The following is a 25,174-nucleotide window of genomic DNA, read 5'->3' on the forward strand; positions in this document are numbered from 1 at the left end:
CTTGAGCGTCCCGCGGGCTCCGTGCAAGGACGCCGGCCGCCAGCGCGGCCGGCAACGCCATCAAGGGACGGGCATGAATTACAACTGGAGTTGGAGCGTCTTCCTGGACATGTCGCCGGACGGCGTGCATACCTTCCTGGAAACGATCTTCATCGGCGTGGGCTGGACCCTGGCGCTGGCCCTTACCGCATGGGTGTTCGCGCTGTTGCTGGGGTCATGGCTGGGCGTGATGCGCACGGCCCGGTCGCGGCTGATGAACGCGCTGGGCGCGACCTATGTGGAAGTGTTCCGCAACATCCCGCTGCTGGTGCAGATGTTCTTGTGGTACTTCGTGCTGCCCGAGCTGCTGCCGCATGCCTGGGGCCTGGCGATGAAGCAGATGCCGCAGCCCTGGGGCCAGTTCGTGCCCGCGGTGCTGTGCCTGGGCTTCTATGGGTCGGCGCGCGTGGCCGAGCAGCTGCGCGCAGGCATACAGTCGCTGCCGCGCGGCCAGTACCAGGCGGGCACCGCGCTGGGCCTGACCGAGTTCCAGGTATATCGCTACATCATCCTGCCTGAAGCTTTCCGCATCGTGCTGCCGCCCCTGACCTCCGAGTTCATGGGCACCATCAAGTATTCGTCGGTGGCGCTGACCATCGGGCTCCTGGAGCTGACCGGCCAGGCGCGTTCGATGGCGGAGTTCAGTTTCCATATCTTCGAGGCGTTCTCCGCCGCCACGGTGATCTACCTGATCATCAATGGCGTGGTGGTGCTGGGCATGCGCTTGCTCGAACGCCATGTCGCGGTTCCCGGACTGATCGGTTCGGCGAAAAGGCCCTAGGACGACGCCATGGGCAAATTCGATTTCGACGTGATCTGGGCGGCGCTGCCCTATCTGTTCAAGACGGGCATGACCTTCACGCTCACGCTGACCGCGCTGGCGGGCGTGATGGGCCTGGCGCTGGGCACGCTGCTGGCCATGATGCGGCTGTCGCGCTTCAAGATCCTGTCGGTGCCGGCGGGCATCTACGTGAACGTGATGCGCTCGATCCCGCTGTTGCTGGTGATCTTCTGGTTCTACTTCCTGATGCCCTATATCGCGGCGTGGGTGGTGGGGTCGCCTACGCCGCTGCGCGTGGGGGCGTTCAATTCGGCGGTGATCACGTTCACGCTGTTCGAGGCCGCGTACTTCTGCGAAATCATGCGCGCGGGCATCCAGTCGATCGCGCGCGGCCAGGTGTCGGCCAGCATGGCGCTGGGCCTGAACCACTGGCAGGGCATGCGCTACGTGGTGCTGCCGCAGGCGTTCCGCAACATGCTGCCGGCGCTGCTGACGCGCATCATCATCCTGTTCCAGGACACCTCGCTGGTGTATGTGCTGTCGCTGACCGATTTCCTCGGCGCGGCGGCCAAGATCGGCCAGCGCGACGGCCGTCTGGTGGAGCTCTATCTGTTCGTGGCGGTGGTGTATTTCGTGATCTGCTTCACGGCGTCCCGCCTGGTCAAGCTGCTGGAAAAGCGCACCCGGGTATTGCGCTAGCCGCGCGGCCCTACAAGTTATCCACAGGTTCAACGATGCAAACTTCTTCCAAGCCCCCAATGATCGAGATCAAGCAGGTCAGCAAGTGGTACGGCGACTTCCAGGTGCTGGACGATTGCTCGACCACGGTGGGCCGTGGCGAGGTTGTGGTGGTCTGCGGACCGTCGGGCTCCGGCAAGTCCACGCTGATCAAGACCGTCAATGCGCTGGAGCCCTTCCAGAAGGGCGAGATCGTGGTCAACGGCACCTCGGTGGGCGATCCGCGCACCAATCTGCCCAAGCTGCGCGCGGTGGCCGGCATGGTGTTCCAGCACTTCGAGCTGTTCCCGCACCTGTCCGTGACCGAGAACCTGTGCCTGGGCCAGGTCAAGGTGCTCAAGCGGGGCAAGGACGAAGCCCGCCAGCGCGCGCTGGCGCTGCTGGAGCGCGTGGGCCTGTCGGCGCACAAGGACAAGCATCCCGGCGAGTTGTCCGGCGGCCAGCAGCAGCGCGTGGCGATCGCGCGCGCGCTGTCGATGGACCCGGTGGTGATGCTGTTCGACGAGCCGACCTCGGCGCTGGATCCGGAAATGGTCAACGAGGTGCTGGACGTGATGACCGACCTGGCCGGAGAAGGCATGACGATGATGGTGGTGACCCATGAAATGGGATTCGCGCGCCGCGTCGCCGACCGTGTGATCTTCATGGACGGCGGCAAGATCGTGGAGGACTGCGAGAAGGAGCAGTTCTTCGGCGATGTGGAGGAGCGTGCGCCGCGCACGCGCCAGTTTCTTTCCAAAATTTTGCAGCACTGACAGCCATGAACCCAAGGCAATCCGCCGCCACCCGCGCACCCGTCGACCTGCGCAGCGACACGGTCACCCATCCCACCGAGGCCATGTACGAGCGCATGCGCAGCGCGCCGATCGGCGACGACGGCCTGGACGGCGATCCCACCGTGCGCGAGCTGGAGGCTTATGTGGCGGGCCAGCTGGGCAAGGAGGCCGGGCTGTTCGTGCCCAGCTGCACCATGGCCAATCTGCTGGCGGTGCTGGCGCAGACCCAGCGCAACGAGCAGGTGGTGTTGGAATCGGCGGCCCATATGTACACCTCCGAGCGCGGCGCGGCCACGTTCACCGGTTCGTTCTACCTGGGCGTGCCCGGCACTGATGGCGCCATGGACCTGAACCGCCTGGAGGACGCCTTGCTGGCCGGCGGCCACAGGCTGAAGACGGCGCTGGTGACGATGGAGACCTCGCACAACAACGCGGCCGGCGCGGTGCTGCCGCTGGATCACATGCAGGCTGTCCATGGCATGGCGCGGGCGGCTGGCGTGCCCGTGCATCTGGACGGCGCGCGCCTCTACAACGCGGCCGTGGCGCTGGGCGTGGCGGCGGACGAGATCACACGCCATGCCGACACGGTGTCGCTGTGCTTGTCCAAGGGCTTGAGCGCGCCGGTGGGCGCGGTGCTGGCCGGCAGCCAGCCCGTGATGGCGCGTGCGCGCGTGCTGCGCCGCATGCTGGGCGGCACGCAGCGCCAGTCGGGCATCATGGCGGCGGCCGGCCTGGAAGGCGTCCAGGCCATGGGCGGGCGGCTGGGCGAGGATCACGCCCGCGCGCGCCGCCTGAGCGCGGGCGTCAACCGGCTGGGGCCGGCGCTGTCGGCCACCGAGCCGCAGACCAATATCGTGCAGGTGGAGACGGCGGGCACCGGCATGAGCAATACGGAATGGGTTGCGGCGCTGCAGGCGGCGGGCCTGCTGGTGCGCCCCTGGGGCCGCACGCGGCTGCGCTGCGTGACCCACCGCCACATCGGCGACGCGGATATCGACGCGGCCGTGCAGGCCTTCGAAACGGTGCTGAACCGCCGCTGATCTGCTCCGTTTTTCGGATGGGCGCAGTGCGATAATGCCGCATGACCACGACCCATCTTTCCCGAAAAGACTATCTCTGCGCCCTGGCGGTCGTGGTCATCTGGGGCACCAACTTCGTCGCAATGAAGATCGGCATGCGGGGCTTGTCCCCCATGCTGCTGGGCGCGCTGCGCTTCGCGCTGGCGGCCTTTCCCCTGATCCTGTTCGTGCGCCCGCCGCGCCTGCCGTGGCGCTGGGTCGCGGCCTATGGGCTGGTCCAGGGCCTGGGCCAGTTCGGGCTGCTGTTCACCGCGTTGAAGTTCGGCATGCCGGCCGGCATGGCTTCGCTGGTCATCCAGACCCAGGCCTTCTTCACGCTGCTGCTGGCGGCGCCGGTGCTGCATGAGCGCGCGCAGCGCCATCATTGGGTCGGCCTGTGCGTGGCGGCGCTGGGGCTGGCGGTCATCGCCGGCGCCCGCGGCGAGGGGCCGGGCCAGATGACCATGCTGGGCTTCGCGCTGACCCTGGGCGGCGCGTTCATGTGGGCCGTGTCCAACATGATCGTGCGGCTGGCCAGCCGCAAGTCGCCCGGCTACGACCCCTTCGCCTTCATCGCCTGGAGCAGCGCCGCGCCGGTGCTGCCCTTCCTGCTGCTGGCCGTGCTGATCGACGGCTGGGAGCCCGTGGTCGGCATGGTGGCCGGCATGGGCTGGGGCGAAGTGTCGTCGGTGCTGTACCTGGCGGTGCTGGCCACCCTGGTGGCCTATACCCTGTGGACGCAGCTGCTGACGCGCCACCCGGCCGCCAAGATCGCGCCGTTCTCGCTGCTGGTCCCCGTGGTGGGGCTGTGGGCGGCGTCCATGGCTTTCGGCGAAAGCCTGGAACCGCTGCAATGGCTGGGCGTGGCCTGCGTGCTGTCCGGCCTGGTCTTCAATCAGCTGGGCGGGCGCTGGCTGCGCACGCGCTGACCGGCCCGCCTTCTCCCCCCTACCCGCGGCCGATATCGGCCGGCCGGACTAAGTCATAACGGCGAGCAGGCGCGCCGCGCTACAGCTGCTCGAAGCGGATGTAACGCTTATCGGTGTATTCGCGGCGCGTGGTGATCTCTTCCACGCTGGCCCCGGGAGGGCCTTGCCGCAGCCATTCCAGCATGTGATCGACCTGGTCGGCGGTGCCTTGCACCATGGCTTCGACCGTGCCGTCGGGCAGATTCTGCACCCAGCCCTTGGCGCCCAGCAGGTGGGCGCGCCGGACCGTGGCGTGGCGGTAGCCGACGCCCTGCACGGCGCCGGTGATCGTGACGTGAACGGTCTCGATGTGGGTATCGGATTTAGGGTCTTGCATGGAAATTCTCTCGGATGATGCGCTGCGCTGAGCGATATGCGTAGGCGGTAGTGACTACAGCGGATGGTCTATAGGCCCGGGGGGCCCGCGGCGATACGTTAGAGCTCATGTCAAAACGTGCCAGCGGGAACACCCGTTACCAGAGCTTGGAGAAGCCATTATGGAAGAGACCAGTTTGTTGTCGGAAGCTGAGACAGCGCGCTACAGGGAACAGGGATACCTGGCCCTGAAGGACATGTGCCCGCAGGACGAGGTGGGCTATATCCGCAGGACGCTGCTCGACCTGTTCGCGAACAAGACCGGCTACAACGAGGGTGCGCAGTATGACTTTGTGAGCCGCGACGACCCGTCCAAGCCGGCCAAGTTTCCCAGTTTGCACGATCCGCGTCATTATGCCCCGGGCCTCTTGAAGACCGAGTACCACGAGCGCACCCTGGAACTGGCCCGTCAGCTGCTGGGCCCGGAGGCGGCCCTGTATGGCGAGCATGCCCTGCTCAAGCCCGGCCCGCACGGGCCGGAGACGCCGTGGCACCAGGACGAGGCCTTCCGTTCGCCGGACTTCGTCTACAACGAACTCAGCATCTGGCTGGCGCTGCAGCCGGCCACGACCGAAAACGGCTGCATGCAGTTCATCCCGGGTTCCAACAAGTGGGAAGTGCTGGAGCACCGCTCGCCGGGCGGCGACAAGACCTTGCATCCGCTGGAATGCTGCGGCGACTTTCCGCGCGACCAGGCCGTGCCGGAACCGCTGGATCCGGGCGGCATCACGGTGCATGACGCCCGCACCCTGCACTTCACCGGGCCGAACATCTCGCCGGCGCCGCGCCTGGCCTACATCCTGATCTACAACACGCCGCCGGTGTACAAGCCTGGCCGGCGCGAGTTCCCATGGCTGGAAGGCCGCTGGACCGACAGCCAGACCCGCAAGAAGCAGTGGCACAAGCGCGGCGGGCTGGCGGTGGACGTGATGCGCCGGCTGCCCGCCGCGCGGTTCACCAGCCCGCGCTGGGTGGCCTGGGCCACGATCCGGGCGGTGTCCAAGGTCTGGCCGCGCTAGGCGGCGTAGATACGGCGCGCGGATAAGGGGCGCAGGGGCCGCAAGAGTCCCTGCGAGAGGGGGGCGAACGAGGCCGGCAAGCGACGCTTGCCGGCCTCGGCGCGTATACTGGGCGGCGTTGCGGAGCCTGAGAGGTCCGCGCAATTGCCGGAGCGGCCCGCAGCTGGCGGCCTGGCGTCTAACAATAACGAGCCGCAGCTGGCGCCCATCACTCTAGATCACTCCATGACCGCTGACCTTTCCAAGATTACCTGCGTCGAAGACCTGCGCGCCATCGCGCAGAAGCGCGTGCCGCGCATGTTCTACGACTATGCGGATTCGGGCGCCTGGACCGAAGGCACCTATCGAGCCAACGAAAGCGATTTCCAGAAGATCAAGCTGCGCCAGCGCGTGGCCGTCAACATGGAAGGCCGCTCGCTGCGCACCACGATGGTCGGCCACGACGTGGTCATGCCGCTGGCGATCTCGCCCACGGGCCTGACCGGCATGCAGCATGCGGACGGGGAAATCCTGGCGGCCAAGGCGGCGGCGGATTTCGGCGTGCCCTTCACCCTGTCCACCATGAGCATCTGCTCGCTGGAAGACATCGCCGAAGCCACCAGGAAGCCTTTCTGGTTCCAGCTCTACGTGATGCGCGACCGCGAGTTCGTCGCCAACCTGATCGACCGCGCCAAGGCGGCCGGCTGCTCGGCGCTGGTGCTGACGCTGGACCTGCAGATCCTGGGCCAGCGCCACAAGGACATCAAGAACGGCCTGTCGACGCCGCCCAAGCCCACCCTGCGTAACCTCATCAACCTGGCCACCAAGCCGCGCTGGTGCATGGGCATGCTGGGCACCAAGCGCCGCACCTTCGGCAATATCGTCGGCCACGCCAAGGGCGTGAGCGACCTATCCTCGCTGTCGTCCTGGACGGCCGAACAGTTCGACCCGCGCCTGAGCTGGGACGACGTCGAATGGATCAAGCAGCGCTGGGGCGGCAAGCTCATCATCAAGGGCATCCTGGACGTCGAGGACGCGCAGTTGGCTGCCAACAGCGGCGCCGATGCGCTCATCGTCAGCAACCATGGCGGACGCCAGCTGGATGGCGCCATGTCGTCCATCGCCGCGCTGCCCTCGATCGCCGACGCCGTGGGCTCGAAGATCGAGGTGTGGATGGACGGCGGCGTGCGTTCCGGCCAGGACATCCTGAAGGCCGTGGCGCTGGGCGCGCGCGGCGCCATGATCGGCCGCGCCTTCCTTTACGGCCTGGGCGCCTACGGCCAGGACGGCGTGCGCCGTGTGCTGGAGATCCTGTACAAGGAAATGGACACGACCATGGCGCTGTGCGGCCGCCGTTCCATCGAGCCCGGCGACCGCAGCATCCTGCTGCCCGGAACCTATCCGAACTGAATGGCGCCGCGGCCCGAGATCAAAAGCCTGGACATGGGAGCGTGGCCAGGCTTTTTTCTTGCCGGCGGGCATCGCGCCCGGCCCGGCAGCGTTCGCGAGCAAACGCGGGAGTCTCCATGACGTGTAAGAAACTGGGCGGCGCGCGCCGTCCGGGCGCGGGAAGGCGGCTGTGGGGCGCCATCGCGGTGGCGCTGCTGCCGGCCGTCGCCGCGGCGCAGCAGACGACGCTGTACGTCGGCATGAACGGGGGCGACATGGCGCGCGCCTTCACACAGCACGTGTTCCCGGATTTCGAGCGCGCCAATAACGTCAGGATCGTGGTGGAGCCGGGCCTGTCGACGGAAGTGCTGGCGCGGGCGCAGGCCCGCAGGGACAAGCCGCAGCTGCATCTGATGTTCCTGGACGACGGCATCATGGCGCGGGCCATTTCCATGGGCCTGTGCGAACCGCTCAACGACGACCCGGTGCTGAAGGAGCTGTATCCCACCGCGTTGAAGAAGGACCGCATGGCCGCGGGCATCGACATCGGCATGACCGGCCTGGGCTACAACACCAAGGTGTACGCGGAACAGGGCTGGGCGCCGCCGACTTCGTGGATGGATCTGGCGGATCCCAAGTACAAGGGCAAGGTCGTGGTCCAGTCGGCTTCGAACAGCACCTTCGGCCTGCACGCGTTCCTGATGTTCAACCGCATCCAGGGCGGCGACGACCAGAACTACGAGCCCGGCTTCGCGAAATGGCCGGCCGCCATCGGCCCCAACGTGCGCGAATACCTGCCGGATTCCGCCCGGTTGGCCGAGATGATCCAGGCTGACGAGGCCGTGCTGTTTCCCTGGACGCCCACCGCGATCAGCCGCCTGAAGCGGCGCGGCGCGCATGTGGAGTACGCGCAGCCCAAGGAGGGCGCGGTCATCCTGATGGTGGGCGAGTGCGTCGTCGCGAAGAACAGCGAGCCCGAGCTGTCGCAGAAGCTGGCGCTGTACCTGCTTTCGGCGCAGGCGCAGGCCAAGGCGCTGGAGAAAGGCGGGCATTTTCCTTCCAACCGCAACGTGTTGGCGCCCGAGGGCCATGCGGACGCGCTGCAGCGCTTCCAGGGTTATATGTCGAACGCCAGGATCCTGAACTGGGACCAGATCAACGAGGCCCGGCCGGCGTTCAACGCGCGCTGGAACCGGGAGATCGAGCGCTGACGGCCCCCTGCCCCGCGCGCCGCAAAAAGCGCAAAATCTGCAAAGGCCGGCCCGCTACATTGCTCTCCAAGGAGACCGCATGAAGCCCGCAACCCTCAACCAGTATGGCCAGCGCCTGGAACCCGTCCTGCGCTGGCTGGCAAGCCACCCCGATGCCGACCCGGACCTGTACCGGCTGGCCGAGCTGGCCTGTCTGTCGCCGTACCACTTCCATCGCGTCTACCGCGCCATGATGGGAGAGACGGTGAACGCCACCGTGCAGCGCATCCGCATGCACCGCGCGGCGGTGGCGCTGGGGAATTCCGAGGCTTCCTTGCGCGAGGTGGCGCAGCGCGCCGGCTATGAGTCGGACGCGGCGTTCAACCGGGCATTCGGCGCGACCTTCGGCATATCGCCGGGGCGCTACCGGGCTGTCCGCTCCCGTCCCTTCGACCCACAGGAGCTAGGCATGTATCCCATCAAGATCGAAACCTTTCCCGGCGCAACGCTCGCGGTCCTGTCGCATCGCGGCAGCTATCAGGAAATCGGCCCGCTGTTCACGCGCGCCTTCATGCTGGCCGTCAGCCGCGGCATTGCGCAGCCGGAATCCATCGGCTATGGCGTGTACTTCGACGACCCCGAACAGGTGCCGGCCAGCCAGCTGCGCTCCATGGCCGGCATGTCGGTGGCGCCCGACGCCGATCTGGGCGGCGAGCTGGAACGCTTCGAGATTCCCGAAGGCCGCTGCGCCATCCTGACCTACACCGGGCCCTACAACGAGATGGACAAGGCCTACAACTGGATGTTCTCGGAATGGCTGCCCGGCAGCGGCGAGGTGCCGGCGGATTTCCCCATGTTCGAGCAGTACCTGAACGATCCGCGCACCACGCCGCCGGCGCAATTGCAGACGCGCATCTGCATGCCGCTGAAATAGCGGGCGGACGCGCGTCTGCGTCTGGCGCGCTTAGCGCGCCGGCGTCTGGAAACTGACCTGGGCGGGACGGCCCGGCAGATTCAGGGTCGCAGTGGCGGGCGGCGTGGTGGCCACCACCTGGCCCGCGCGCAGCACCAACAGGCGGGTGGCGCGCAGGCGCAGCGCCTCGACGGCGTCGCGCGCCTGCAGCAGCACCAGGTCGGCGCGCTTGCCGACGGCCAGGCCGGTTTCGTCCAGGCCCAGGATCTGGGCGGGCGTGGTGGTGACGGCCTCGAAACAGGCGCGCATGGCGTCCTGGCCCGTCATCTGGGCCACGTGCAGGCCCATGTGCGCCACTTCCAGCATGTCGCCCGAGCCCAGGCTGTACCAGGGGTCCATCACGCAGTCATGGCCGAAGGCCACGGGCACGCCGGCGGCCAGCAGCTCGGGCACGCGCGTCATGCCGCGGCGCTTCGGATAGGTGTCGTGGCGGCCCTGCAGCGTGATGTTGATCAGCGGATTGGCGATGGCGGCCACGCCGGCTTCGCGCATCAGCGGGATCAGTTTGGAGACGTAGTAGTTGTCCATGGAGTGCATGGACGTCAGATGCGAACCCGTCACGCGGCCCTGCAGGCCCAGGCGCTGCGTGTGGTACGCCAGCGTCTCGATGTGGCGCGACAGCGGGTCGTCGCTTTCGTCGCAGTGCATGTCCACGCGCAGGCCGCGTTCGGCGGCCAGTTCGCACAGGATGCGCACCGATTCCGCGCCGTCCTGCATGGTGCGTTCGAAATGCGGAATGCCGCCCACCACGTCCACGCCCATGTCCAGCGCGCGCTTGAGGTTGTCCAGGGCGCCGGGGGCGCGCAGCACGCCGTCCTGCGGAAAGGCCACCAGTTGCAGGTCCAGGTAGGGTTTGACCTTCTCGCGCACGTGCAGCAGCGCTTCGGTGGCCAAGAGGCGCGGATCGCACACGTCCACGTGCGAACGGATCGCCAGCAGGCCGCGTGCCACTGCCCAGTCGCAATAGGCCAGCGCGCGCTCGACCAGCGCTTCCTGGGTCAGCAGCGGCTTGAGCTCGCCCCACAGCGCGATGCCTTCCAGCAGCGTGCCCGACTGGTTCACCCGTGGCAGTCCGAAGGACAACGTGGAGTCCATGTGGAAGTGCGCGTCGACGAAAGGCGGCGCCACCAGCTGGCCGCCCGCGTCCACGGTCTGCGCGGCCTCGGCCTTCAGCGCCGGCTCCAGCGCCACGATGCGGCCGCCGGCGATGCCGATGTCGATGTTCTGGCGGCCATCGGGCAGCGTGCAGTGTCTGAGTATCAGGTCGAGCATGGTGTTCCTAGCGGAAGATTTCATTGTTCATGGTACTGCGCAAGCCCTTCGCCGCACGAAACCGGCGTCACCCCATCCGGGTCGCATGGAGCCGGCTCTGCCGGTCCATCGCGACGCCCCTGGGGGAAGCGCGCAGCGCTCGGGGGGGCCCTACCTTTCTCCCTTACGGTAGGGCTTCATCAACGCCTGCGGGTAGGCGGCGCGGCGCGCCATCACCACCAGGGCGAGGATGGACAGGACGTAGGGCAGCATCAGGTAGACCTGGTACGGCAGTTCAGGCATGCCGGGCAGCGCTGCGCCGCCCTGCTGCATGCGCAGCTGCAATGCGTCGAAGAAGGCGAAGATCAGCGCGCCGACGAGCGCCTTGCCGGGCCGCCACGAGGCGAACACGACCAGCGCCACGCAGACCCAGCCGCGGCCGTTGACCATGTTGAAGAAGAAGGCGTTGAACGCCGCCAGGGTCAGGAAGCTGCCCGCCACGCCCATCAGCGCGGAGCCCGCCACGATGGCGCCCATGCGCAGGCGCGTCACCGACAGGCCCTGTCCTTCGGCGGCGGCCGGGTTCTCGCCCACCATGCGGATCGCCAGGCCGACGGGCGTACGGTTCAGCACCCAGGCCAGGATGGGCACCGCGGCCAGCGCCAGCAAGGTCATGGGCGTCTGCCCCGCCAGCACCGGGCCGATGAACGGTATGCCGTCCAGGAATTTCATCTCGGCGAACGGCGTGATCGTGGGCGGCGTGTTCACGCTGGGGAACGTGACGCGATAGGCGAAGTAGCTCAGGCTGGTGGCCAGCAGGGTCACGCCCAGGCCGGACACGTGCTGCGACAGGCCCAGCGGCACAGTCAGTACGGCGTGCAGCAGGCCGAACACGGCGCCCGCGAAAGCGGCCGCCAGCACGCCCACGTAGAGTGGCGCGCCCAGGTACACCACCAGCCAGCCGGTGAAGGCGCCGGCGGCCATGATGCCTTCGATGCCCAGATTCAGCACGCCCGCGCGTTCGCACAGCAGCACGCCCAGCGTGCCCAGTATCAACGGCGTGGCCAGGCGCAGCACCGCCACCCAGAACGCCGAAGAACTCATCAGATCCATCCATTCCATGGCGCGCTCCTCAAGCCCGGTTGCGGCGCAGGCGGTACTGCGCGAATAGCGTCGCGACCAGCATGGCGAGCAACGAAGTGGCGACGATGACGTCGGCGATGTAGTTCGGCACCGAGATGGCGCGGCTCATGCTGTCCGCGCCCACCAGCATGCCGGCCACGAACAGGCTGGCCAGGATCACGCCTAGCGGATGCAGGCCGGCCAGCATGGCGACCACCACGCCGGTGTAGCCATAGCCCGGCGACATGTCGAGCGTGACGTAGCCGGTGCGGCCCGCCACCTCGATCGCGCCCGCCAGGCCGGCCAGCGCGCCCGACAGCATGGCGGTGCCCAGCATCACGCGGTTGACCGGCAGGCCCAGGAAGCGCGAGGCGTGCGCGTTGGCGCCGACTGCGCGCATCTGGAAGCCGAACACCGTGTAGCGGTTCAGCAGCCACAGGCCCAGCGCCAGGCCCGCGGCCCACAAGAGGCCGGTATGGGCGCGCGTGCGCTCGATCAGCTTGCCGAGTTCCAGGTCGCCGTTGAGCGCCACGGACTGCGGCCAGCCCATGGCCATGGGATCCTTCATGGGGCCGTCCAGCATCATGGACACGAACAGCAGCACGATGAAGTTGCCCAGCAGCGTGGTCACCACTTCGTCCACGCCCAGGCGGGTCTTGAGGATGGCGGGGATCAGCAGCAGCAAGGCGCCGGCCAGCGCCGCAGCCAGCATCATGCCGGCGAAGAGCGCGGGCACGGGCAGGTCGAAGCCGGTGCCGTCATGCAGGCCGCCCACCGCCACCGCGGCCAGCGCGCCCAGGTACAGCTGGCCCTCGGCGCCGATGTTGTAGAAGCGCGCGCGGAATGCCACGGCACAGGCCAGGCCGGTCAGCATCAGCGGGGTGGCGCGGGTCAGCGTTTCCGACAGGGCGAAGCGCGAGCCGAACGCGCCTTCGAACAGCAGGGCGTAAGTGCGGCCCACGGGGGCGCCGGCCCAGGCCACCAGCAGGGTGCAGACCGCCAGCGTGAAGGCGATGGCCGCGAAAGGGGCCAGGGCCAGCGCCAGGCGGCTGGGCTCCGGGCGGCGTTCCAGGATCAGTTTCATGCGAGTAATGCTCGGTAGGAGGTGGTGTCGCGCGGCAGGGAGGCTGTGTTCATCCCTGCGTGCCCGTCATGGCCAGACCCACCGTGGCGGGCGTCCATTCGGATACCGGCTTCACGGCGATCAGCTTGCCGCCGCACAGCACCGCGATGCGGTCGGCCAGCGCGAAGATCTCTTCCAGGTCTTCGGAGACCAGCAAGACGCCGGCGCCGCGCGTGCGCGCCGCCAGCAGCTGTTCGCGCACGTAGGCGACCGCGCCGATGTCCAGGCCCCAGGTGGGCTGGTCGGCCACGATGAAGCGCGGCTCGCGCGCCAGCGTGCGGCCCAGGATCAGCTTCTGCATATTGCCGCCGGACAGGCTGCGGGTGCGCACGTCCAGCGACGCGGCGCGCACGTCGAACTGCTTGGCCAGCTTCTGCGCGTAGGCGCGGCCGGCGCGGGCGCGGATCAGGCCCCAGCGCGCGAAGCGCCGGTCCTTCAGGTCTTCGACGATGGCGTTTTCCCACAGCGGGCTGTCGCCGATCACGCCTTCGCCATGGCGGTCTTCCGGGATGCGGCCGACGTGGGCGGCGGTCCAGCCGGCCGGCGTCGTCGGCGCCGCCGCATGTTCGGGGCCGAGACGGATGGTGCCTTCCGAGGGCTGGCGCAGGCCGGTCAGCACCGACACCAGCGCCTGCTGGCCGTTGCCGGCCACGCCCGCGATTGCCACGATCTCGTGCTTGTGGATAACCAGGTCCAGGCTGTCCAGGCGCGGCGCGCCGTCGCGGGCGTCGCGCACGGTCACTTGCGACAGGGTCACCACGGGCGCGGCCTGCTCGGCGGCGGCCACCGCTTCGGCGTGCGGCATGACGACCTTGCGGCCCACCATCAGCTCGGCCAGTTCGGCCGGACTGGTGTCCGCGGTGTCACGCTCGGCCACCAGCTTGCCCTGGCGCAGCACCGCCACGCGGCCCGACACGGCCATCACCTCGTCCAGCTTGTGCGAAATGAAGATGACGGCCAGGCCTTCGTCGACAAAGCCGCGCAAGGTGGCGAACAGGTCCTGCACTTCCTGCGGCGTGAGCACGGCGGTGGGCTCGTCCAGGATCAGGACGCGCGCCCCGCGGTAGAGCGCCTTCAGGATTTCGACGCGCTGCTTCTCGCCGACCGACAGCGTGCCGACGCGCGCGTCCGGATCCACGCCCAGGCCGAAGCGCTGGCCGAGTTCCACCAGGCGCTGGCGCGCCTTGCCGCGGCCGGACGCCAGCTTCCACAGCGGTTCCGTGCCGACCATGATGTTGTCCAGCACGGTCAGGTTGTCGGCCAGCGTGAAGTGCTGGTGCACCATGCCGACCCCGGCCGCCAGCGCGGCGTCTGGCCGCCCAGGGGGCAAGGGCTGGCCGAAGACTTCGATGTTGCCGGCGTCGGCCACGTAATGGCCGAACAGGATCGACACCAGGGTCGATTTGCCGGCGCCGTTCTCGCCCAGCAATGCCAACACTTCGCCCTGGCGCAGCGTGAGCGATACGTCGTCATTGGCCGTCAGGCTGCCGAAGCGTTTGGTGATCCCCGTCAGTTGCAGGGCGAGAGGCGCTGGTTTCATCGTGCCGAGGACTTGGGTTCTTTGTCGTTGACCTTGACGGTGAAGCTGCCGTCCAGGATGGCCTTCTGCTTGGCCTGGACCTTGGCCATCAGGTCGGCGGGGATCTTGCTTTCGAAGGTGCCCAGCGGCGCCAGCGACGAACCCTGGTGCTTCATCAGCGAGTACTGGCCGTAGTCATCGGCCTTGAACGTGCCGGCGCGCACCTGCTTGAGCGCTTCCTCGATGGTGGGCTCCATGCTCCACAGCGCCGAGGCGACCACGGTGTCCGGGTACTGCTGCTGCGTATCGATCACGTTGCCGATGGCCAGCTTGCCGCGCTCCTTGGCGGCGTCCGACACGCCGAAGCGCTCGGCGTAGAGCACGTCCGCGCCCTTGTCGATCATGGCGAAGGCGGCTTCCTTGGCCTTCGGGGGATCGAACCAGGAGCCGATGAAGGTCACGGTGAACTCGGCCTGCGGGTTCACTTCCTTGGCGCCTTCGATGAAGGCGTGCATCAGGCGGTTCACTTCAGGAATGGGGTAGCCGCCGACCAGGCCGATCTTGCCGGTCTTGCTCATGCCGCCGGCAATCATGCCGGTCAGGTAGGCGGGTTCCTGGATGTAGTTGTCGAATACCGAGAAGTTGGGCTGCTGCGGCTTGCCCGAGGAACCCATCAGGAAGGCGGTCTGCGGATAGTCCTTGGCCACCTTGCGGGCGGCGGCCTCCACCGCGAAGGCCTCGCCCACCACCAGCTTGTTGCCCTGCTCGGCGTACTGGCGCATCACGCGCTCGTAGTCGGCGTTGGTGACGTTTTCCGAGAACGTGTATTCGATCTCGCCGCGGTCACGGGCCGCGACCAGTGCCTTGTGGATGCGCGACACCCATTGCTGTTCGACCGGCACCGTGTAGATGGCGGCGACCTTGGTCTTGGCGGGCGCCTGGGCCTGGGCGGCGCCCGCGAACAGCAGCGCGCCGGCAGCGGCGGCGGCCAGCTTGAGCAGGCCGCGGCGGGCGATGCCGGCGACGGACGGGGTGGAAGAGGCTTTCATGCAGGTGACTCCTACGCGGGGAGGGAAAGGGACGGGGAATGGCGGCGATGCGGGCCCGGCGCCGTGCCGCGCGCGGCGCAAGCGCGCACGCGGCCGCGGCCTGGTTCCATATGGCCGCGGCCGGCAGGCGTGCCGGGGCGAGCGTACGGAAACGAGGGCGTGGGATCGGTCATCGGATGGGAGCGCCAGGAGACGCGCCCCATCCGAATGATCGGGTTCGCAGCCAGCCCTGGCGAAGCAAGTTGTATGCCATGGGGCATTCCCGCGACAAGTCGGGGAAACCTGATGGCCGGGCAGGATTATAGGCACCCTGGCGGGGATTGGTGGCACCAGGACGGTGCGCGGCGTCGCAAGGGGTGGACAGAGTGCTTCTTGTGTCCACCGTCAGCGGGTCTGACAGTGCGCCGGGGCAAGGTCCGATGGGCCCGCGGACGCCGCATCATTGATGCCTAGAGCACTGTCTGGCTGAGGGAGGCAGGAAACAGCAGGGGCAGGCGCCGGCCGGTCTGACGGCGCGGGCGGGCGGATTAGACGAACCGGCCGCACAAATAGGGAGGCCCCACCGAAGCGGGGCCATCGTTCGGACCTAGTTGCATCACCGGCATTCACATCCGGGAGTGGCTTTCCTAGGGCAGCGCTGGGACTGTACCGGTTTCTGGCATGCCCTTCAACCAGGTTTTCGGCGGCGCGTGTGGGGGCGCCCTTCGATAGGCGGAGAACAGGACTAATGGAATGGGAACTGCGGGTAACGGTGTTCTCTGCGCCCAGAATGGGGCGTTATCTGAACAAGTATGGCGGGGACGCGCTGCGTGCTGCCGTTGCCTACGATCACAACGTCCTGCTGGCGCAGGCGTTGATGCCTGCCTTGCAGACCCTCGAAATAGTGCTTCGGAATGCCATCCATCGAAGCCTGAGCAGGTCGATGGGAAATCCCGACTGGTGGAATGGTCTGCCCATGCCCGAATTCGATTGGCTGCACGCCGCGGTGAACGATGCGGGAAACAAGATCCAACGACGCCGGGAACGCGTCACCATCGACAAGATCGTGGCCGAATTGACCTTTGGATCGTGGACCCGGCTGTTCAATGCGCAACACGGACGCACGCTATGGGGGCGTCTTCTGCTGGCGTTTCCGACCTGCCCCAAGATAAAGCGCCAGCGCGGTCCTATCAGTTCGTCGCTGAACCGCATCCGCGATCTGCGAAACCGCGTCATGCACCACGAGCCATTGCTTTGGGTGGCCCCGTCCGTGAAAGAGATTCACGCCGACATCCTGGAGGTCCTGGACTGGATCGACCCGGGCATCAACCTCTGGCTCGCCCGGCATGACGCCTTGCCGGCGAAGTGGGCTGAAGGCGTGGCGATCTGAGCCGCGAATGGCGGATCCGCCGGGTTCAAGGGCATTCCAAGTATGGAACGCGCCGTTGCGCCAGCAGGCGTGCCGTTCCCGGGGCCGCAAGCCTAAAATCGCATAAGAGCCGCGCGCGTGGCGCGGCAAGCTGGAAGACTCCATGCAAGACATACAACTACTGCTGGAACAGTATGGCGGGTGGCTGGTATTCGCCAACGTGCTGGTCGAGCAGGCCGGCTTGCCGGTGCCCGCCTATCCCATGCTGATCGCCGCGGGCGCGCTGGCGGGCGCGGGCGGCTGGCTTACGCCCTGGCTGGCCGCCACCGCCGCCTGCCTGCTGGCCGACACCATTTGGTACGTGGCCGGCCAGCGTTACGGCTCGCGCCTGTTGGGCGTGATCTGCAAGATGTCGCTGTCGCAGGACTCCTGCATCCGGCAGACGCAACGCCTGTACCTGCGCATCGGCGTGCGCGCCCTGCTGGTGTGCAAGTTCCTGCCGGGGGCGGGCGCCCTGTCCACGGTGATGGCGGGCCTCACGGGCACGCCCTATCGCCGCTTCCTGGCCTATGACCTGGCGGGCTCCCTGATCTGGGTGGGTTCGGCCCTGTTGCTGGGCGGCCTGTTCCACAGCGTGGTGAACGACGTGCTGGAGATCCTGGGCACCTATGGCGCGATGGGGCTGGGCGTGCTGGCCGCGGTGCTGGCGCTGTACATCCTGGCGCGCTTCCTGCGGCGCCGGATCCTGCTGCGCAGCCTGCGCGTGATTCCGCGCCTGTCGGTGGACGAGCTGATGCGCTGGCGCCAGGACGGCCGCAATGCGCTGGTGTTCGACGTGCGCCCCGAAGCGTTGCGCGCAGAGCAACGCATACCTGGCGCGATCGCGGTGGACCTGAAGGCGCCCTTGCCCACGCTGGACGCCCAGGCGCTGGAATCCGACATCGTCGTGTACTGCGCCTGCCCCAACGAAGTGTCAGCCGCGTTGCTGGCGTCGCGGCTGCGCGCCGCGGGCTATCCCAAGACCTGGGCCTTGCGCGGCGGCTACCAGGCCTGGCAGGAACACGAACACCCGGCTCCGCCACAAGGCGCATAATTCCGCCATCAGCCCGCTCAGACGGCGGGCAGCCTACAAGGAGAGACAGGCATGCGGATTTTGTTCCTGGGCGCCGGCGGTACCGGCGGATACTTCGGCGGACGGGCGGCCCAGGCGGGCGCGGACGTGACCTTCCTGGTGCGCGAAGCGCGCGCCGCGCGGATCCGCGAGCAGGGCCTGCGCATCAAGAGCCCGCTGGGCGATGCCACGCTGCAGCCTCAGCTGGTCACGCAGCAGACCCTGCAGGGCGGCTACGACGTGGTGGTGCTCAGTTGCAAGGCCTACGACCTGGACAGCGCCATCGAGGCCATCCGCCCTGCCGTGGGGCCGGATACCGCAGTGCTGCCCATCATGAACGGCGTGCTGCAATACGACGTGCTGGACCGCGAATTCGGGCCGCACCGGGTGCTGGGCGGCCTGTGCCAGATCAACGCCACGCTCGGTCCCGAGGGCGAAGTGGTGCACCTGGGCAAGTACGCCAACATCGTCTTCGGCGAGCGTGCAGGCCCTGCCCGCAGCGAGCGCTGCGTCGCGCTGGAACAGGCGCTGGCCGGCGGTGAATACGTCAGCCGCCTGAGCACCGACATCTACCAGGACATCTGGGAGAAATACGTGTTTCTGACGACGCTGGCAGCCGCCACCTGCCTGATGCGTGGCACCGTTGGGCAGATTGCCTCTTCTGACGACGGCATCGACATCATGACCGGGCTGCTGCAGGAATCGCAAGCCGTTGCCGCCGCCTCGGGCCACGCGGTGCGGCCGGAAGCCGACGCCTCGGCGCGCAAGCTGATCGCGGACCGTACCCAGCCCGTCACTGCTTCGATGTTCCGCGACCTGAGCCAGGGCTTGCCGGTCGAGGCCGACCACATCGTTGGCGACATGGTCCGGCGCGCCCGCAACCTGGGCGTGGACGCGACCTATCTGCGCACCGCCTACGCGCACCTGCAGGTCTACCAGGCGCAGCGCGCCGCGGCCTGAGCGCCGCCTTCCCGGCGGCCCCTGTTCAAGCGGAGCCGCCGGGAGCACACTGGCATGGCGGGTCCGGCCGGCTGCCGCCATGCCCGTTCCGCCCAGGCTTCCCCGCTATTGGTGCATGAATTGCAAAAAACTCGTCCGTATTTACGGGTTTTTTGATCGGATTTGAACGAATAGTATGGCTTTGCCTGAGCCGGAGCGCGCAATGCCGCAAGTCGCGGCGGCCCTGGCTCCCCTACCAAGGAGCAAGACCATGAAAGTTGCACTGATCGGAATTACCGGCCGCGTGGGTTCGCGCGTGGCTGACGAGTTGCTCAAGCGCGGCCACCAGGTCACGGGCATCGCCCGCAACCCGGCCGACGTCAATCCCCAGCCTGGCCTGACCGTCAAGCAGGGCGACGCCACCGACCCGCAAGCGCTGACCCCGCTGCTGACCGGCCATGACGCCGTGATCAGCGCATCGCGCTTCGTGTCCTCCGACGCCAAGCCGCTGCTGAGCGCCGTGAAGGACGCGGGCGTGCCGCGGCTGCTGGTGGTGGGCGGCGCGGGCAGCCTGCTGGTCGCGCCCGGCAAGATGCTGATCGATACCCCTGAATTCCCCGATGCCTACAAGCCGGAGGCCCGCGCTGGCGTGGTGTTCCTGGACACGCTGCGGCATGAGAAGGTGCTGAACTGGACCTTCCTGTCGCCGTCCGCCCTGTTCGAGCCGGGCGAGCGCACCGGCAAGTTCAAGCTGGGCGACGACACCTTGCTGGCCGACGACGAAGGCAAGAGCTGGATTTCGATGGAGGACTATGCGATTGCGCTGGTCGACGAGCTTGAGGCGCCCAAGCATTCGCGCCGCCGTTACACCGTCGGCTACTGATCCGGACAGCCGGCTGAGCGCAAAGGGCCTCGCGAGAGGCCCTTTTTTTCGTTCCGGACTAGGGCCGGAATCCATGTTTTTGTTTGTAAACTGGCGCACCGCCAACCGGCGTTCCGATACCTGAGCTTGCCCTGTATGCGTATGAAGTTGAAATCGTTGGTCCTCTGTATGCTGGTTGCCGCCTCCGGTCTGGCGGTTGCCCCGGCCAGCGTGGCCGCGCCCCAGTCCAACAAGGACATCGCGGTGGCGTTCTTCCGCATGATGTTCCAGGACCGCGATACCGATGAGGCGGTGCGCCGGTACGTCAGCCCCGAGTACACGCAGCACAACCCGTACATGCAGGACGGCGTCGGCCCCCTGGTGGATTTCTTTCCCGCCTATTTCGAACAGCATCCGCAAGCCATCGTCGAGATCAAGCGCGTGATCGCCGAAGGCGATCTGGTGCTGATCCACAACCTGTGGCGCGATTCTCCGGAAGACCGCGGCCAGGCCGTCATGGACATCTTCCGCGTGGAAAATGGCAAGATCGTCGAGCACTGGGACGTGAGCCAGGAAATCCCCGAGAACCCGGCCAACAAGAACGGCATGTTCTAGGAAGCAAGGCATGGCCAGCATCGAACCCGTAGATCTGCCCCGCGCGTACCTGCTGCTGAACCACGGTCCCACCGTGCTGGTGACCAGCGCCCACGGCGAGGCGCGCAATGTCATGGCGGCCGCCTGGGCCATGCCCCTGGACTTCAGCCCGCCCAAGATGCTGGTGGTGGTCGACAAGAACACCTACACGCGCGAACTGATCGAAGCATCCGGCGAGTTCGCCCTGTGCATACCCACGCGCGCCCAGGCCCGCGCCACGCTGCGCGTAGGCACGGATTCCGGACGCAACGAGGACAAGTTCCAGGCCAGCGGCCTGACGACCTTTCCGGCCAGCAAGATCGGCGCGCCGCTGGTCAGCGGCTGCCTGGGCTGGCTGGAATGCCGCGTCGTGCCCGAGCCGCACAACCAGCAGGCCTACGATCTCTTCATCGGCGAGGTGGTGGCCGCGTGGGCGGCGCCGGAAGCGTTCTCCGGCAACCGCTGGCATTTCCCCGACGACGAGCGCCGCTCGGTGCATTACGTGGCCGGCGGCTCCTTCTTTGCCACCGGCGAAGCGTTCAACGTTTCCGATTCGGAGTGATCCCCATGCGCAGCGTTTATCTGGCCGGTTTCGACGTGTTCCTGCCCGACGCGGCCGCGCACGGCAAGCGTTTGCAGGCCTTGTGCGCCACCTACGGATTCGAGGGCCTGTTTCCGCTGGACAACGAGGCGCCGCGGGACCTGTCCGGTCCGGCGCTGGCGCAATGGATCTATCGAGAAAACGTTGCGCTGATCCGGCGCGCGGACATGGTGATGGCGAACCTGAATCCGTTTCGCGGCGCGGAGCCCGATTCCGGCACGGCCTTCGAGGTGGGCTACGCGATCGCCTGCGGCAAGCCGGTGTGGGGCTACACCGGGCAGGCCGGCACGCTGATCGACCAGGTGGCGGTGGGCGCGGCGGCCGACGACGGCGTGTCGCGCATGGTGGACGCGGAAGGCTACACGGTGGAAGACTTCGGCTTGAACCTGAATCTGATGCTGGCGTGCAGCGCCCGCATTGTCACGGGCGGCGCCGCCGATTGTCTGGCGGCGATGGCGCGCGAGCCGGGCCGCTAGCCGTCCGGCTGAGGCACCGCTTGTCAGCGGCCGTCCGGGCTTGCGGCTTTCAGCGCGAATGCCCTGCTAACCGCGTGCGGTCTTCGCCGTTTTGCGCGGCGCGCGGCGCGGCGCCGCGGCGGGCTCGCCCAGATATCCCATCACCGCGTCGACCACGGCCTGTTCCAGCTGCTGCGTCGAGAATCCGGCGGGCGGCTCCAGCGCCGCGGCATGCACCAGCGACTCCATGATGCGCAACACCACGTAGGTTGCCAGGTCGCGGTCCTGTTGCGCGATTTCGGCGCGATGCAATTCCAGCAGATGGCGCATGCGCCGGTGGATGTCCTGGTCGGCGCGGCTGTGCTCGTGCGGCAGGTCGAACAGCGGAAACTCCCGCTCCAGCACGCGGTGTAGCGCGGGTTCCAGCAGATGGGCGTGCAGCATGGCCTCGACGATCGCCGCGACCCGTTCGCGCAGCGTGGCGGCGGGGTTGCTGTCCAGCACCGCGTCGATGACGTCCAGCATCTGGTTGTCGTGGCGGTTATGCAGCGCCGCGATCAGCGCGTTCTTGTTGGGAAAGTACTGGTACAGCGAACCGACGCTGACGCCCGCCGTTTCCGCGATCAGGTTGGTGTTGGTGCCCGCATAGCCGTGCGTGGCCAGAACGCGAGCCGTGGCTTGCAGAATCGTCTCTACGGTGTTCTGGGATCTGATCTGGCGCGGCGATTTACGGGGCTGTGGGATGGCGGTCATGGGTACTTTGCAATGCGAGTATCGAATATGAGCAATGGCTCATAAAATTTCCGGCAGGCAATCCGTTTCACCGCCCGCGCAGGGCGATTATGCCATCGCCGGTTTTGGTACCGGCCCCGGGTTGCGCATCGCTTACTCAAGGAAATCCTATGTCTCATTCATCGACGGCCGGGGCCATGCCCGCGGCCCAGGGACCCGCGCGCTCTGTTTTTGCGCAAGTCCTGCCGCTGGCGCTGGCGGTATTCGTCGGCTTTTTCATGATCGGCCTGCCCATGCCGGTATTGCCTCTGTACGTGGACGGCACGCTGGCGCTGGGCGCACTGGTCGTCGGCGTGGTGGCGGGGCTGCAGTTCGCCGCCGCGCTGTTGTCGCGCGCCTATGCCGGCTCGCTGTCTGACCGCCGCGGCGCCAAGCGCGCGGTGGTGGGCGGCTTCGCGCTGGGTTCGGTCGCCGGGCTCTTCTATCTGCTGGCCGACGACCTGTCGGCCAGGCCGCAGGCAGCGCTGGCCGCGTTGCTGGCCGGACGCGCGCTGATGGGCTGCGCCGAAAGCCTGATCGTCACCGGCGCCCTGAGCTGGGGCGTGGGCCGCGTGGGGCCGCAGAACGCCGGTCGCGTGATGGCCTGGGTGGGCGTGGCCATCTACGCCGCCTACGCGCTCGGCGCGCCGGCCGGCATGCGGCTATACGCCGCCACCGGCTTCGCGGGCATTGCCTGGGCCACGGCGCTGATTCCGCTGGCCGCCCTGGCGCTGGTGCTGCCGCTGCGCGGGGTGCGCGCGATGGGTGGCGCGCGCACGCCCTTCTATCGCGTGCTGGGCATGGTGCTGCTGCCCGGCGCGGGCCTGGCTTTGGCCAGCGTCGGCTTCGGCGTGATCACCGCGTTCGTGAGCCTGCTGTTCTCGCAGCGGGGCTGGGACGGCGCGGCGTGGATGTTCACGGCGTTCGGCGCGGGATTCATCCTGGCGCGCGTGTTCTTCGCCGGCCTGCCGGACAAGCTGGGCGGTGCGCGCGTGGCGCTGGTGTGTGTGCTGATCGAAGCGGCGGGGCAGTGGCTGATCTGGACCGGTTCCCTGCCGGCCTGGGCCTTTGCCGGCGCCTTGCTGACGGGCGCGGGCTACTCGCTGGCGTTTCCGGCCTTTGGCGTGGAGGCGGTGCGCCGCGTGCCCGCGGCAAGCCGGGGCACGGCCATGGGCGCGTATGTGGCGTTCCTGGATATTGCGCTGGGACTGAGCAGCCCGGTTGCCGGCTGGCTGGCCGGCGCGCAGGGCTACGGCGCGGTGTATGCGATGGGCGGCGCGTGCGCGCTGGCGGCGATGGTAGTGGCCATGGCGCTCAAGGCCAGGCGCTGAAGCGCAAGGCGGCGCCAGCCTGGCGCCGCCTTTGCCGGAATCAGACCGTCGCGGCCATCTCCAGCACTTCGTCGTCGATCGCTTCGGCCTGGCCGTCCTTCAGCTGTTGCAGATGGTCGGCCAGTTCCGCGATGGTCAGCGCCACCAGCCCGTGCTGCGCGGCGTACCGTTCCAGCGCCGCGCCGCGCATCATCGTGCCGTCGGCGTTCATCAGTTCGCACAGCACGCCGGCGGGACGCAGGCCGGCCAGCACCGCCAGGTCCACCGAGCCTTCGGTGTGGCCGCGGCGGGTCAGCACGCCGCCGGGCTGGGCGCGCAGCGGGAACACGTGGCCCGGGCTGACGATATCTTCGCTTTGCGCCGTCGGTGCGATGGCGGCGCGGATGGTGGTGACGCGATCCACGGCCGACACGCCGGTGCTGACGCCCTCGCGTGCCTCGATCGAGACGGTGAAGGCAGTGGCAAAGCGGCTCTGGTTGCGCTGGACCATGGGCGGCAGCTCAAGCCGGTCCAGGGTTTCGCCGGGCAGGCACAGGCAGACGATGCCGCTGCCGTCGCGGATCAACTGCGCCATGACCGGCACGGTCAGCTTGTCGGCGGCCACGATCAGGTCGGCCTCGTTCTCGCGGTCGAAGTCGTCCATGAGGATGACGGGACGGCCCAGGCGCAGATGATGCAAGGCGCGCTGCAAGCGGGCGGCGAAAGGCTGCGAAGCCAGGCTGGGGATGGGGGACTGCTGGGTAAGGGTAACGTTGGACATTTGAAACGCTCTCGCAAGTTGAAAGGGGCGAAAAACGTTTCAGGGCTACTCGACAGCCGAACGCAATACGACAGTCCAGGCGCAAGCGCGCCTGGTGCTACCGGGTTTGTGCCGGCACATCTTCTCTCATCCGGACTATGACCGTCGGCCCTGGCATCTCACCAGATCTGCTGACCCCGGCATCCACGAAGGACGCCGGGCGCTCGCGGGCTCGCCACATTGCATGGCATACCGCCGGTGGGGAATTTCGCCCCGCCCTGAAGACGTACTGCATGTCGTGTTAACGACCTGGAGGATTGTACGCCTGTCCGCGGCGGGGCCCGGAATACGCTTGCTGCGCCTGGGGTCTTGGCGGCCGACGGGGACGGACCCCGTCCGGTCAGGAGGCGGTGGCGGCGGTTTCGGAGGCCGCTTCGGTGGTCGCAGCCTCGGTCTCGCCGGCTTTCTTTTTCTTCTTCTTGGCCGGCAGCGCCAGCATCGTGCCGCGGCACGGCGGCGTGCCGCAGAGGCAGCGGTAGCCTTCCTTGAGCTTCTTGGTGATGCGGCCGTCCAGCACCAGGCCGTAGTCGTACGACAATTCGGTGCCGCGCGGGATGTCGCGCAGCGCGACGATGTAGACGCGCTTGCCGTGCTTGCCTTCCTGGGCTTCGCAGTTGGGCTCGCAGGAATGGTTGATCCAGCGGGCGTCGTTGCCTTGGTCGCCGCCGTCGATCACGCGGCCGGAACTGAGCGCGAAGAAGAAGGTGTGGAAGGGATCGTCCGGATTCGTCGGATGACGGCGGTCGGCTTCCTTGGCGCTGATGCGCTCGCCGCCGTACTCGATGATGCGCGTGCCCGCGGGGATCTTGCGCGCGGCGAAGACGCCGTTGCCGTGCAGCTTGGAGCGGCGGACGACATGCCAGGGCTTGATCGGGGTGTCTTCGTTGGTCATTGATCAGTGGAAGTGGCGGTGAGACGAAACAGGATTATATCGGCGCGTTTTTGACAGCTTGATAGGCGTATAGTGTGCGCCGC

At 67.6% G+C, this 25,174-nt stretch carries 26 protein-coding genes and 1 riboswitch; of the genes, 17 read left to right on the top strand and 9 right to left on the bottom strand.

Annotated elements, in window-relative coordinates:
• The first annotated feature begins 73 nt into the window (after positions 1–73).
• From HWY37_RS20975 to HWY37_RS20995, 5 genes are read left to right on the top strand one after another with little or no spacing between them, the layout of a single operon-like run.
• Entirely contained in the window at positions 74–820 is a 747-nt protein-coding gene (locus tag HWY37_RS20975) for an amino acid ABC transporter permease (protein WP_176089752.1), read from the top strand.
• 9 nt (positions 821–829) lie between these two features.
• A complete protein-coding gene (locus HWY37_RS20980) occupies positions 830–1,519 on the top strand; it encodes an amino acid ABC transporter permease (RefSeq protein WP_054455759.1) in 690 nt (229 codons plus the stop codon).
• A gap of 59 nt (positions 1,520–1,578) precedes the next feature.
• Positions 1,579–2,313, top strand: coding sequence for an amino acid ABC transporter ATP-binding protein (locus HWY37_RS20985; RefSeq protein WP_175205483.1), 735 nt, complete (start codon positions 1,579–1,581; stop codon positions 2,311–2,313).
• 5 nt (positions 2,314–2,318) lie between these two features.
• Positions 2,319–3,374 (top strand): threonine aldolase family protein, encoded by a 1,056-nt coding sequence (locus HWY37_RS20990; protein WP_176089753.1) that lies wholly within the window; start codon positions 2,319–2,321, stop codon positions 3,372–3,374.
• Positions 3,375–3,415: 41 nt separating this feature from the next.
• Positions 3,416–4,321 (top strand): EamA family transporter, encoded by a 906-nt coding sequence (locus HWY37_RS20995; protein WP_176089754.1) that lies wholly within the window; start codon positions 3,416–3,418, stop codon positions 4,319–4,321.
• 79 nt (positions 4,322–4,400) lie between these two features.
• Here HWY37_RS20995 and HWY37_RS21000 read toward each other — a convergent pair whose 3' ends face one another.
• Positions 4,401–4,697, bottom strand: a complete 297-nt coding sequence (locus HWY37_RS21000; protein ID WP_175205349.1) for an acylphosphatase — start codon at positions 4,695–4,697, stop codon at positions 4,401–4,403.
• A 160-nt stretch (positions 4,698–4,857) separates the two neighbouring features.
• On the opposite strand from HWY37_RS21000, the gene HWY37_RS21005 reads away from it, so the two are divergent.
• From HWY37_RS21005 to HWY37_RS21020, 4 genes are all read left to right on the top strand, one after another.
• The gene (locus tag HWY37_RS21005) at positions 4,858–5,754 is read left to right on the top strand and encodes a phytanoyl-CoA dioxygenase family protein (protein ID WP_175205348.1); all 897 of its coding nucleotides are present in this window, start codon (positions 4,858–4,860) and stop codon (positions 5,752–5,754) included.
• Between the two features lie 225 nt (positions 5,755–5,979).
• Positions 5,980–7,143, top strand: coding sequence for an alpha-hydroxy acid oxidase (locus HWY37_RS21010; protein ID WP_175205347.1), 1,164 nt, complete (start codon positions 5,980–5,982; stop codon positions 7,141–7,143).
• 116 nt (positions 7,144–7,259) lie between these two features.
• Positions 7,260–8,333 carry an ABC transporter substrate-binding protein gene (locus HWY37_RS21015; RefSeq protein WP_175205346.1) on the top strand — a complete coding sequence of 358 codons (1,074 nt, stop codon included), beginning with the start codon at positions 7,260–7,262 and terminating at the stop codon, positions 8,331–8,333.
• Positions 8,334–8,412: 79 nt separating this feature from the next.
• On the top strand, positions 8,413–9,246 hold the full coding sequence (locus tag HWY37_RS21020; RefSeq protein ID WP_175205345.1) for an AraC family transcriptional regulator: 834 nt from the start codon (positions 8,413–8,415) through the stop codon (positions 9,244–9,246).
• Between the two features lie 30 nt (positions 9,247–9,276).
• Here the strand turns inward: HWY37_RS21020 and HWY37_RS21025 are convergent, their stop codons facing one another.
• The 5 genes from HWY37_RS21025 to HWY37_RS21045 all read right to left on the bottom strand — a co-directional run bounded on the left by HWY37_RS21025 (position 9,277) and on the right by HWY37_RS21045 (position 15,349).
• Entirely contained in the window at positions 9,277–10,557 is a 1,281-nt protein-coding gene (locus HWY37_RS21025) for an amidohydrolase family protein (protein ID WP_176089755.1), read from the bottom strand.
• Positions 10,558–10,707: 150 nt separating this feature from the next.
• The gene (locus HWY37_RS21030; RefSeq protein ID WP_175205343.1) at positions 10,708–11,658 is read right to left on the bottom strand and encodes an ABC transporter permease; all 951 of its coding nucleotides are present in this window, start codon (positions 11,656–11,658) and stop codon (positions 10,708–10,710) included.
• A 10-nt stretch (positions 11,659–11,668) separates the two neighbouring features.
• Positions 11,669–12,742 (bottom strand): ABC transporter permease, encoded by a 1,074-nt coding sequence (locus HWY37_RS21035; protein ID WP_175205342.1) that lies wholly within the window; start codon positions 12,740–12,742, stop codon positions 11,669–11,671.
• Between the two features lie 49 nt (positions 12,743–12,791).
• Positions 12,792–14,321 carry an ABC transporter ATP-binding protein gene (locus HWY37_RS21040; protein WP_175205341.1) on the bottom strand — a complete coding sequence of 510 codons (1,530 nt, stop codon included), beginning with the start codon at positions 14,319–14,321 and terminating at the stop codon, positions 12,792–12,794.
• On the bottom strand, positions 14,318–15,349 hold the full coding sequence (locus tag HWY37_RS21045) for a BMP family protein (RefSeq protein ID WP_175205340.1): 1,032 nt from the start codon (positions 15,347–15,349) through the stop codon (positions 14,318–14,320). The genes HWY37_RS21040 and HWY37_RS21045 overlap by 4 nt, the downstream gene beginning before the upstream one ends.
• Positions 15,350–16,076: 727 nt before the next feature.
• On the opposite strand from HWY37_RS21045, the gene HWY37_RS21050 reads away from it, so the two are divergent.
• The 7 genes from HWY37_RS21050 to HWY37_RS21080 all read left to right on the top strand — a co-directional run bounded on the left by HWY37_RS21050 (position 16,077) and on the right by HWY37_RS21080 (position 21,319).
• The gene (locus HWY37_RS21050) at positions 16,077–16,718 is read left to right on the top strand and encodes an Abi family protein (protein WP_176089756.1); all 642 of its coding nucleotides are present in this window, start codon (positions 16,077–16,079) and stop codon (positions 16,716–16,718) included.
• A 142-nt stretch (positions 16,719–16,860) separates the two neighbouring features.
• Positions 16,861–17,790: a DedA family protein/thiosulfate sulfurtransferase GlpE gene (locus tag HWY37_RS21055; protein ID WP_176089757.1), complete on the top strand. Its 930-nt coding sequence runs from the start codon at positions 16,861–16,863 to the stop codon at positions 17,788–17,790.
• Between the two features lie 51 nt (positions 17,791–17,841).
• Positions 17,842–18,768, top strand: coding sequence for a 2-dehydropantoate 2-reductase (gene panE / locus HWY37_RS21060; RefSeq protein ID WP_175205337.1), 927 nt, complete (start codon positions 17,842–17,844; stop codon positions 18,766–18,768).
• Positions 18,769–19,018: 250 nt separating this feature from the next.
• A complete protein-coding gene (locus HWY37_RS21065) occupies positions 19,019–19,630 on the top strand; it encodes an NAD(P)-dependent oxidoreductase (RefSeq protein WP_175205336.1) in 612 nt (203 codons plus the stop codon).
• 135 nt (positions 19,631–19,765) lie between these two features.
• A complete protein-coding gene (locus HWY37_RS21070) occupies positions 19,766–20,224 on the top strand; it encodes a nuclear transport factor 2 family protein (RefSeq protein ID WP_175205335.1) in 459 nt (152 codons plus the stop codon).
• Between the two features lie 10 nt (positions 20,225–20,234).
• On the top strand, positions 20,235–20,804 hold the full coding sequence (locus HWY37_RS21075) for a flavin reductase family protein (protein WP_175205334.1): 570 nt from the start codon (positions 20,235–20,237) through the stop codon (positions 20,802–20,804).
• Between the two features lie 5 nt (positions 20,805–20,809).
• Positions 20,810–21,319, top strand: coding sequence for a nucleoside 2-deoxyribosyltransferase (locus tag HWY37_RS21080; protein WP_175205333.1), 510 nt, complete (start codon positions 20,810–20,812; stop codon positions 21,317–21,319).
• A 66-nt stretch (positions 21,320–21,385) separates the two neighbouring features.
• Here the strand turns inward: HWY37_RS21080 and HWY37_RS21085 are convergent, their stop codons facing one another.
• On the bottom strand, positions 21,386–22,051 hold the full coding sequence (locus HWY37_RS21085; RefSeq protein WP_175205332.1) for a TetR/AcrR family transcriptional regulator: 666 nt from the start codon (positions 22,049–22,051) through the stop codon (positions 21,386–21,388).
• 149 nt (positions 22,052–22,200) lie between these two features.
• Here HWY37_RS21085 and HWY37_RS21090 point away from each other — a divergent pair, with 149 nt between their 5' ends.
• Positions 22,201–23,400: an arabinose transporter gene (locus HWY37_RS21090; RefSeq protein ID WP_175205331.1), complete on the top strand. Its 1,200-nt coding sequence runs from the start codon at positions 22,201–22,203 to the stop codon at positions 23,398–23,400.
• A 40-nt stretch (positions 23,401–23,440) separates the two neighbouring features.
• Here HWY37_RS21090 and ribB read toward each other — a convergent pair whose 3' ends face one another.
• Both ribB and HWY37_RS21100 read right to left on the bottom strand, forming a co-directional pair.
• Positions 23,441–24,160, bottom strand: a complete 720-nt coding sequence (gene ribB, locus HWY37_RS21095) for a 3,4-dihydroxy-2-butanone-4-phosphate synthase (RefSeq protein WP_175205330.1) — start codon at positions 24,158–24,160, stop codon at positions 23,441–23,443.
• Between the two features lie 114 nt (positions 24,161–24,274).
• Positions 24,275–24,429, bottom strand: a riboswitch (FMN riboswitch).
• A 110-nt stretch (positions 24,430–24,539) separates the two neighbouring features.
• Positions 24,540–25,091, bottom strand: coding sequence for an SET domain-containing protein (locus HWY37_RS21100; protein WP_175205329.1), 552 nt, complete (start codon positions 25,089–25,091; stop codon positions 24,540–24,542).
• Positions 25,092–25,174 lie beyond the last annotated feature (83 nt).

The organism is Achromobacter anxifer (assembly GCF_903652925.1).
Lineage (GTDB): Bacteria > Pseudomonadota > Gammaproteobacteria > Burkholderiales > Burkholderiaceae_B > Achromobacter > Achromobacter anxifer.

Coding starts and splice junctions, on each gene's coding strand:
- HWY37_RS20975 (WP_176089752.1), top strand. CDS start 74: ATGAATTACAACTGGAGTTGGAGCGTCTTCCTGGACATGTCGCCGGAC.
- HWY37_RS20980 (WP_054455759.1), top strand. CDS start 830: ATGGGCAAATTCGATTTCGACGTGATCTGGGCGGCGCTGCCCTATCTG.
- HWY37_RS21080 (WP_175205333.1), top strand. CDS start 20,810: ATGCGCAGCGTTTATCTGGCCGGTTTCGACGTGTTCCTGCCCGACGCG.
- HWY37_RS21065 (WP_175205336.1), top strand. CDS start 19,019: ATGAAAGTTGCACTGATCGGAATTACCGGCCGCGTGGGTTCGCGCGTG.
- ribB (WP_175205330.1), bottom strand. CDS start 24,160: ATGTCCAACGTTACCCTTACCCAGCAGTCCCCCATCCCCAGCCTGGCT.
- HWY37_RS21045 (WP_175205340.1), bottom strand. CDS start 15,349: ATGAAAGCCTCTTCCACCCCGTCCGTCGCCGGCATCGCCCGCCGCGGC.
- HWY37_RS21090 (WP_175205331.1), top strand. CDS start 22,201: ATGTCTCATTCATCGACGGCCGGGGCCATGCCCGCGGCCCAGGGACCC.
- HWY37_RS21035 (WP_175205342.1), bottom strand. CDS start 12,742: ATGAAACTGATCCTGGAACGCCGCCCGGAGCCCAGCCGCCTGGCGCTG.
- HWY37_RS21070 (WP_175205335.1), top strand. CDS start 19,766: ATGCGTATGAAGTTGAAATCGTTGGTCCTCTGTATGCTGGTTGCCGCC.
- HWY37_RS21085 (WP_175205332.1), bottom strand. CDS start 22,051: ATGACCGCCATCCCACAGCCCCGTAAATCGCCGCGCCAGATCAGATCC.
- HWY37_RS21055 (WP_176089757.1), top strand. CDS start 16,861: ATGCAAGACATACAACTACTGCTGGAACAGTATGGCGGGTGGCTGGTA.
- HWY37_RS20990 (WP_176089753.1), top strand. CDS start 2,319: ATGAACCCAAGGCAATCCGCCGCCACCCGCGCACCCGTCGACCTGCGC.
- HWY37_RS21000 (WP_175205349.1), bottom strand. CDS start 4,697: ATGCAAGACCCTAAATCCGATACCCACATCGAGACCGTTCACGTCACG.
- HWY37_RS21005 (WP_175205348.1), top strand. CDS start 4,858: ATGGAAGAGACCAGTTTGTTGTCGGAAGCTGAGACAGCGCGCTACAGG.
- HWY37_RS21020 (WP_175205345.1), top strand. CDS start 8,413: ATGAAGCCCGCAACCCTCAACCAGTATGGCCAGCGCCTGGAACCCGTC.
- panE (WP_175205337.1), top strand. CDS start 17,842: ATGCGGATTTTGTTCCTGGGCGCCGGCGGTACCGGCGGATACTTCGGC.
- HWY37_RS21050 (WP_176089756.1), top strand. CDS start 16,077: ATGGAATGGGAACTGCGGGTAACGGTGTTCTCTGCGCCCAGAATGGGG.
- HWY37_RS20985 (WP_175205483.1), top strand. CDS start 1,579: ATGATCGAGATCAAGCAGGTCAGCAAGTGGTACGGCGACTTCCAGGTG.
- HWY37_RS21010 (WP_175205347.1), top strand. CDS start 5,980: ATGACCGCTGACCTTTCCAAGATTACCTGCGTCGAAGACCTGCGCGCC.
- HWY37_RS21015 (WP_175205346.1), top strand. CDS start 7,260: ATGACGTGTAAGAAACTGGGCGGCGCGCGCCGTCCGGGCGCGGGAAGG.
- HWY37_RS21100 (WP_175205329.1), bottom strand. CDS start 25,091: ATGACCAACGAAGACACCCCGATCAAGCCCTGGCATGTCGTCCGCCGC.
- HWY37_RS21025 (WP_176089755.1), bottom strand. CDS start 10,557: ATGCTCGACCTGATACTCAGACACTGCACGCTGCCCGATGGCCGCCAG.
- HWY37_RS20995 (WP_176089754.1), top strand. CDS start 3,416: ATGACCACGACCCATCTTTCCCGAAAAGACTATCTCTGCGCCCTGGCG.
- HWY37_RS21040 (WP_175205341.1), bottom strand. CDS start 14,321: ATGAAACCAGCGCCTCTCGCCCTGCAACTGACGGGGATCACCAAACGC.
- HWY37_RS21075 (WP_175205334.1), top strand. CDS start 20,235: ATGGCCAGCATCGAACCCGTAGATCTGCCCCGCGCGTACCTGCTGCTG.
- HWY37_RS21030 (WP_175205343.1), bottom strand. CDS start 11,658: ATGGAATGGATGGATCTGATGAGTTCTTCGGCGTTCTGGGTGGCGGTG.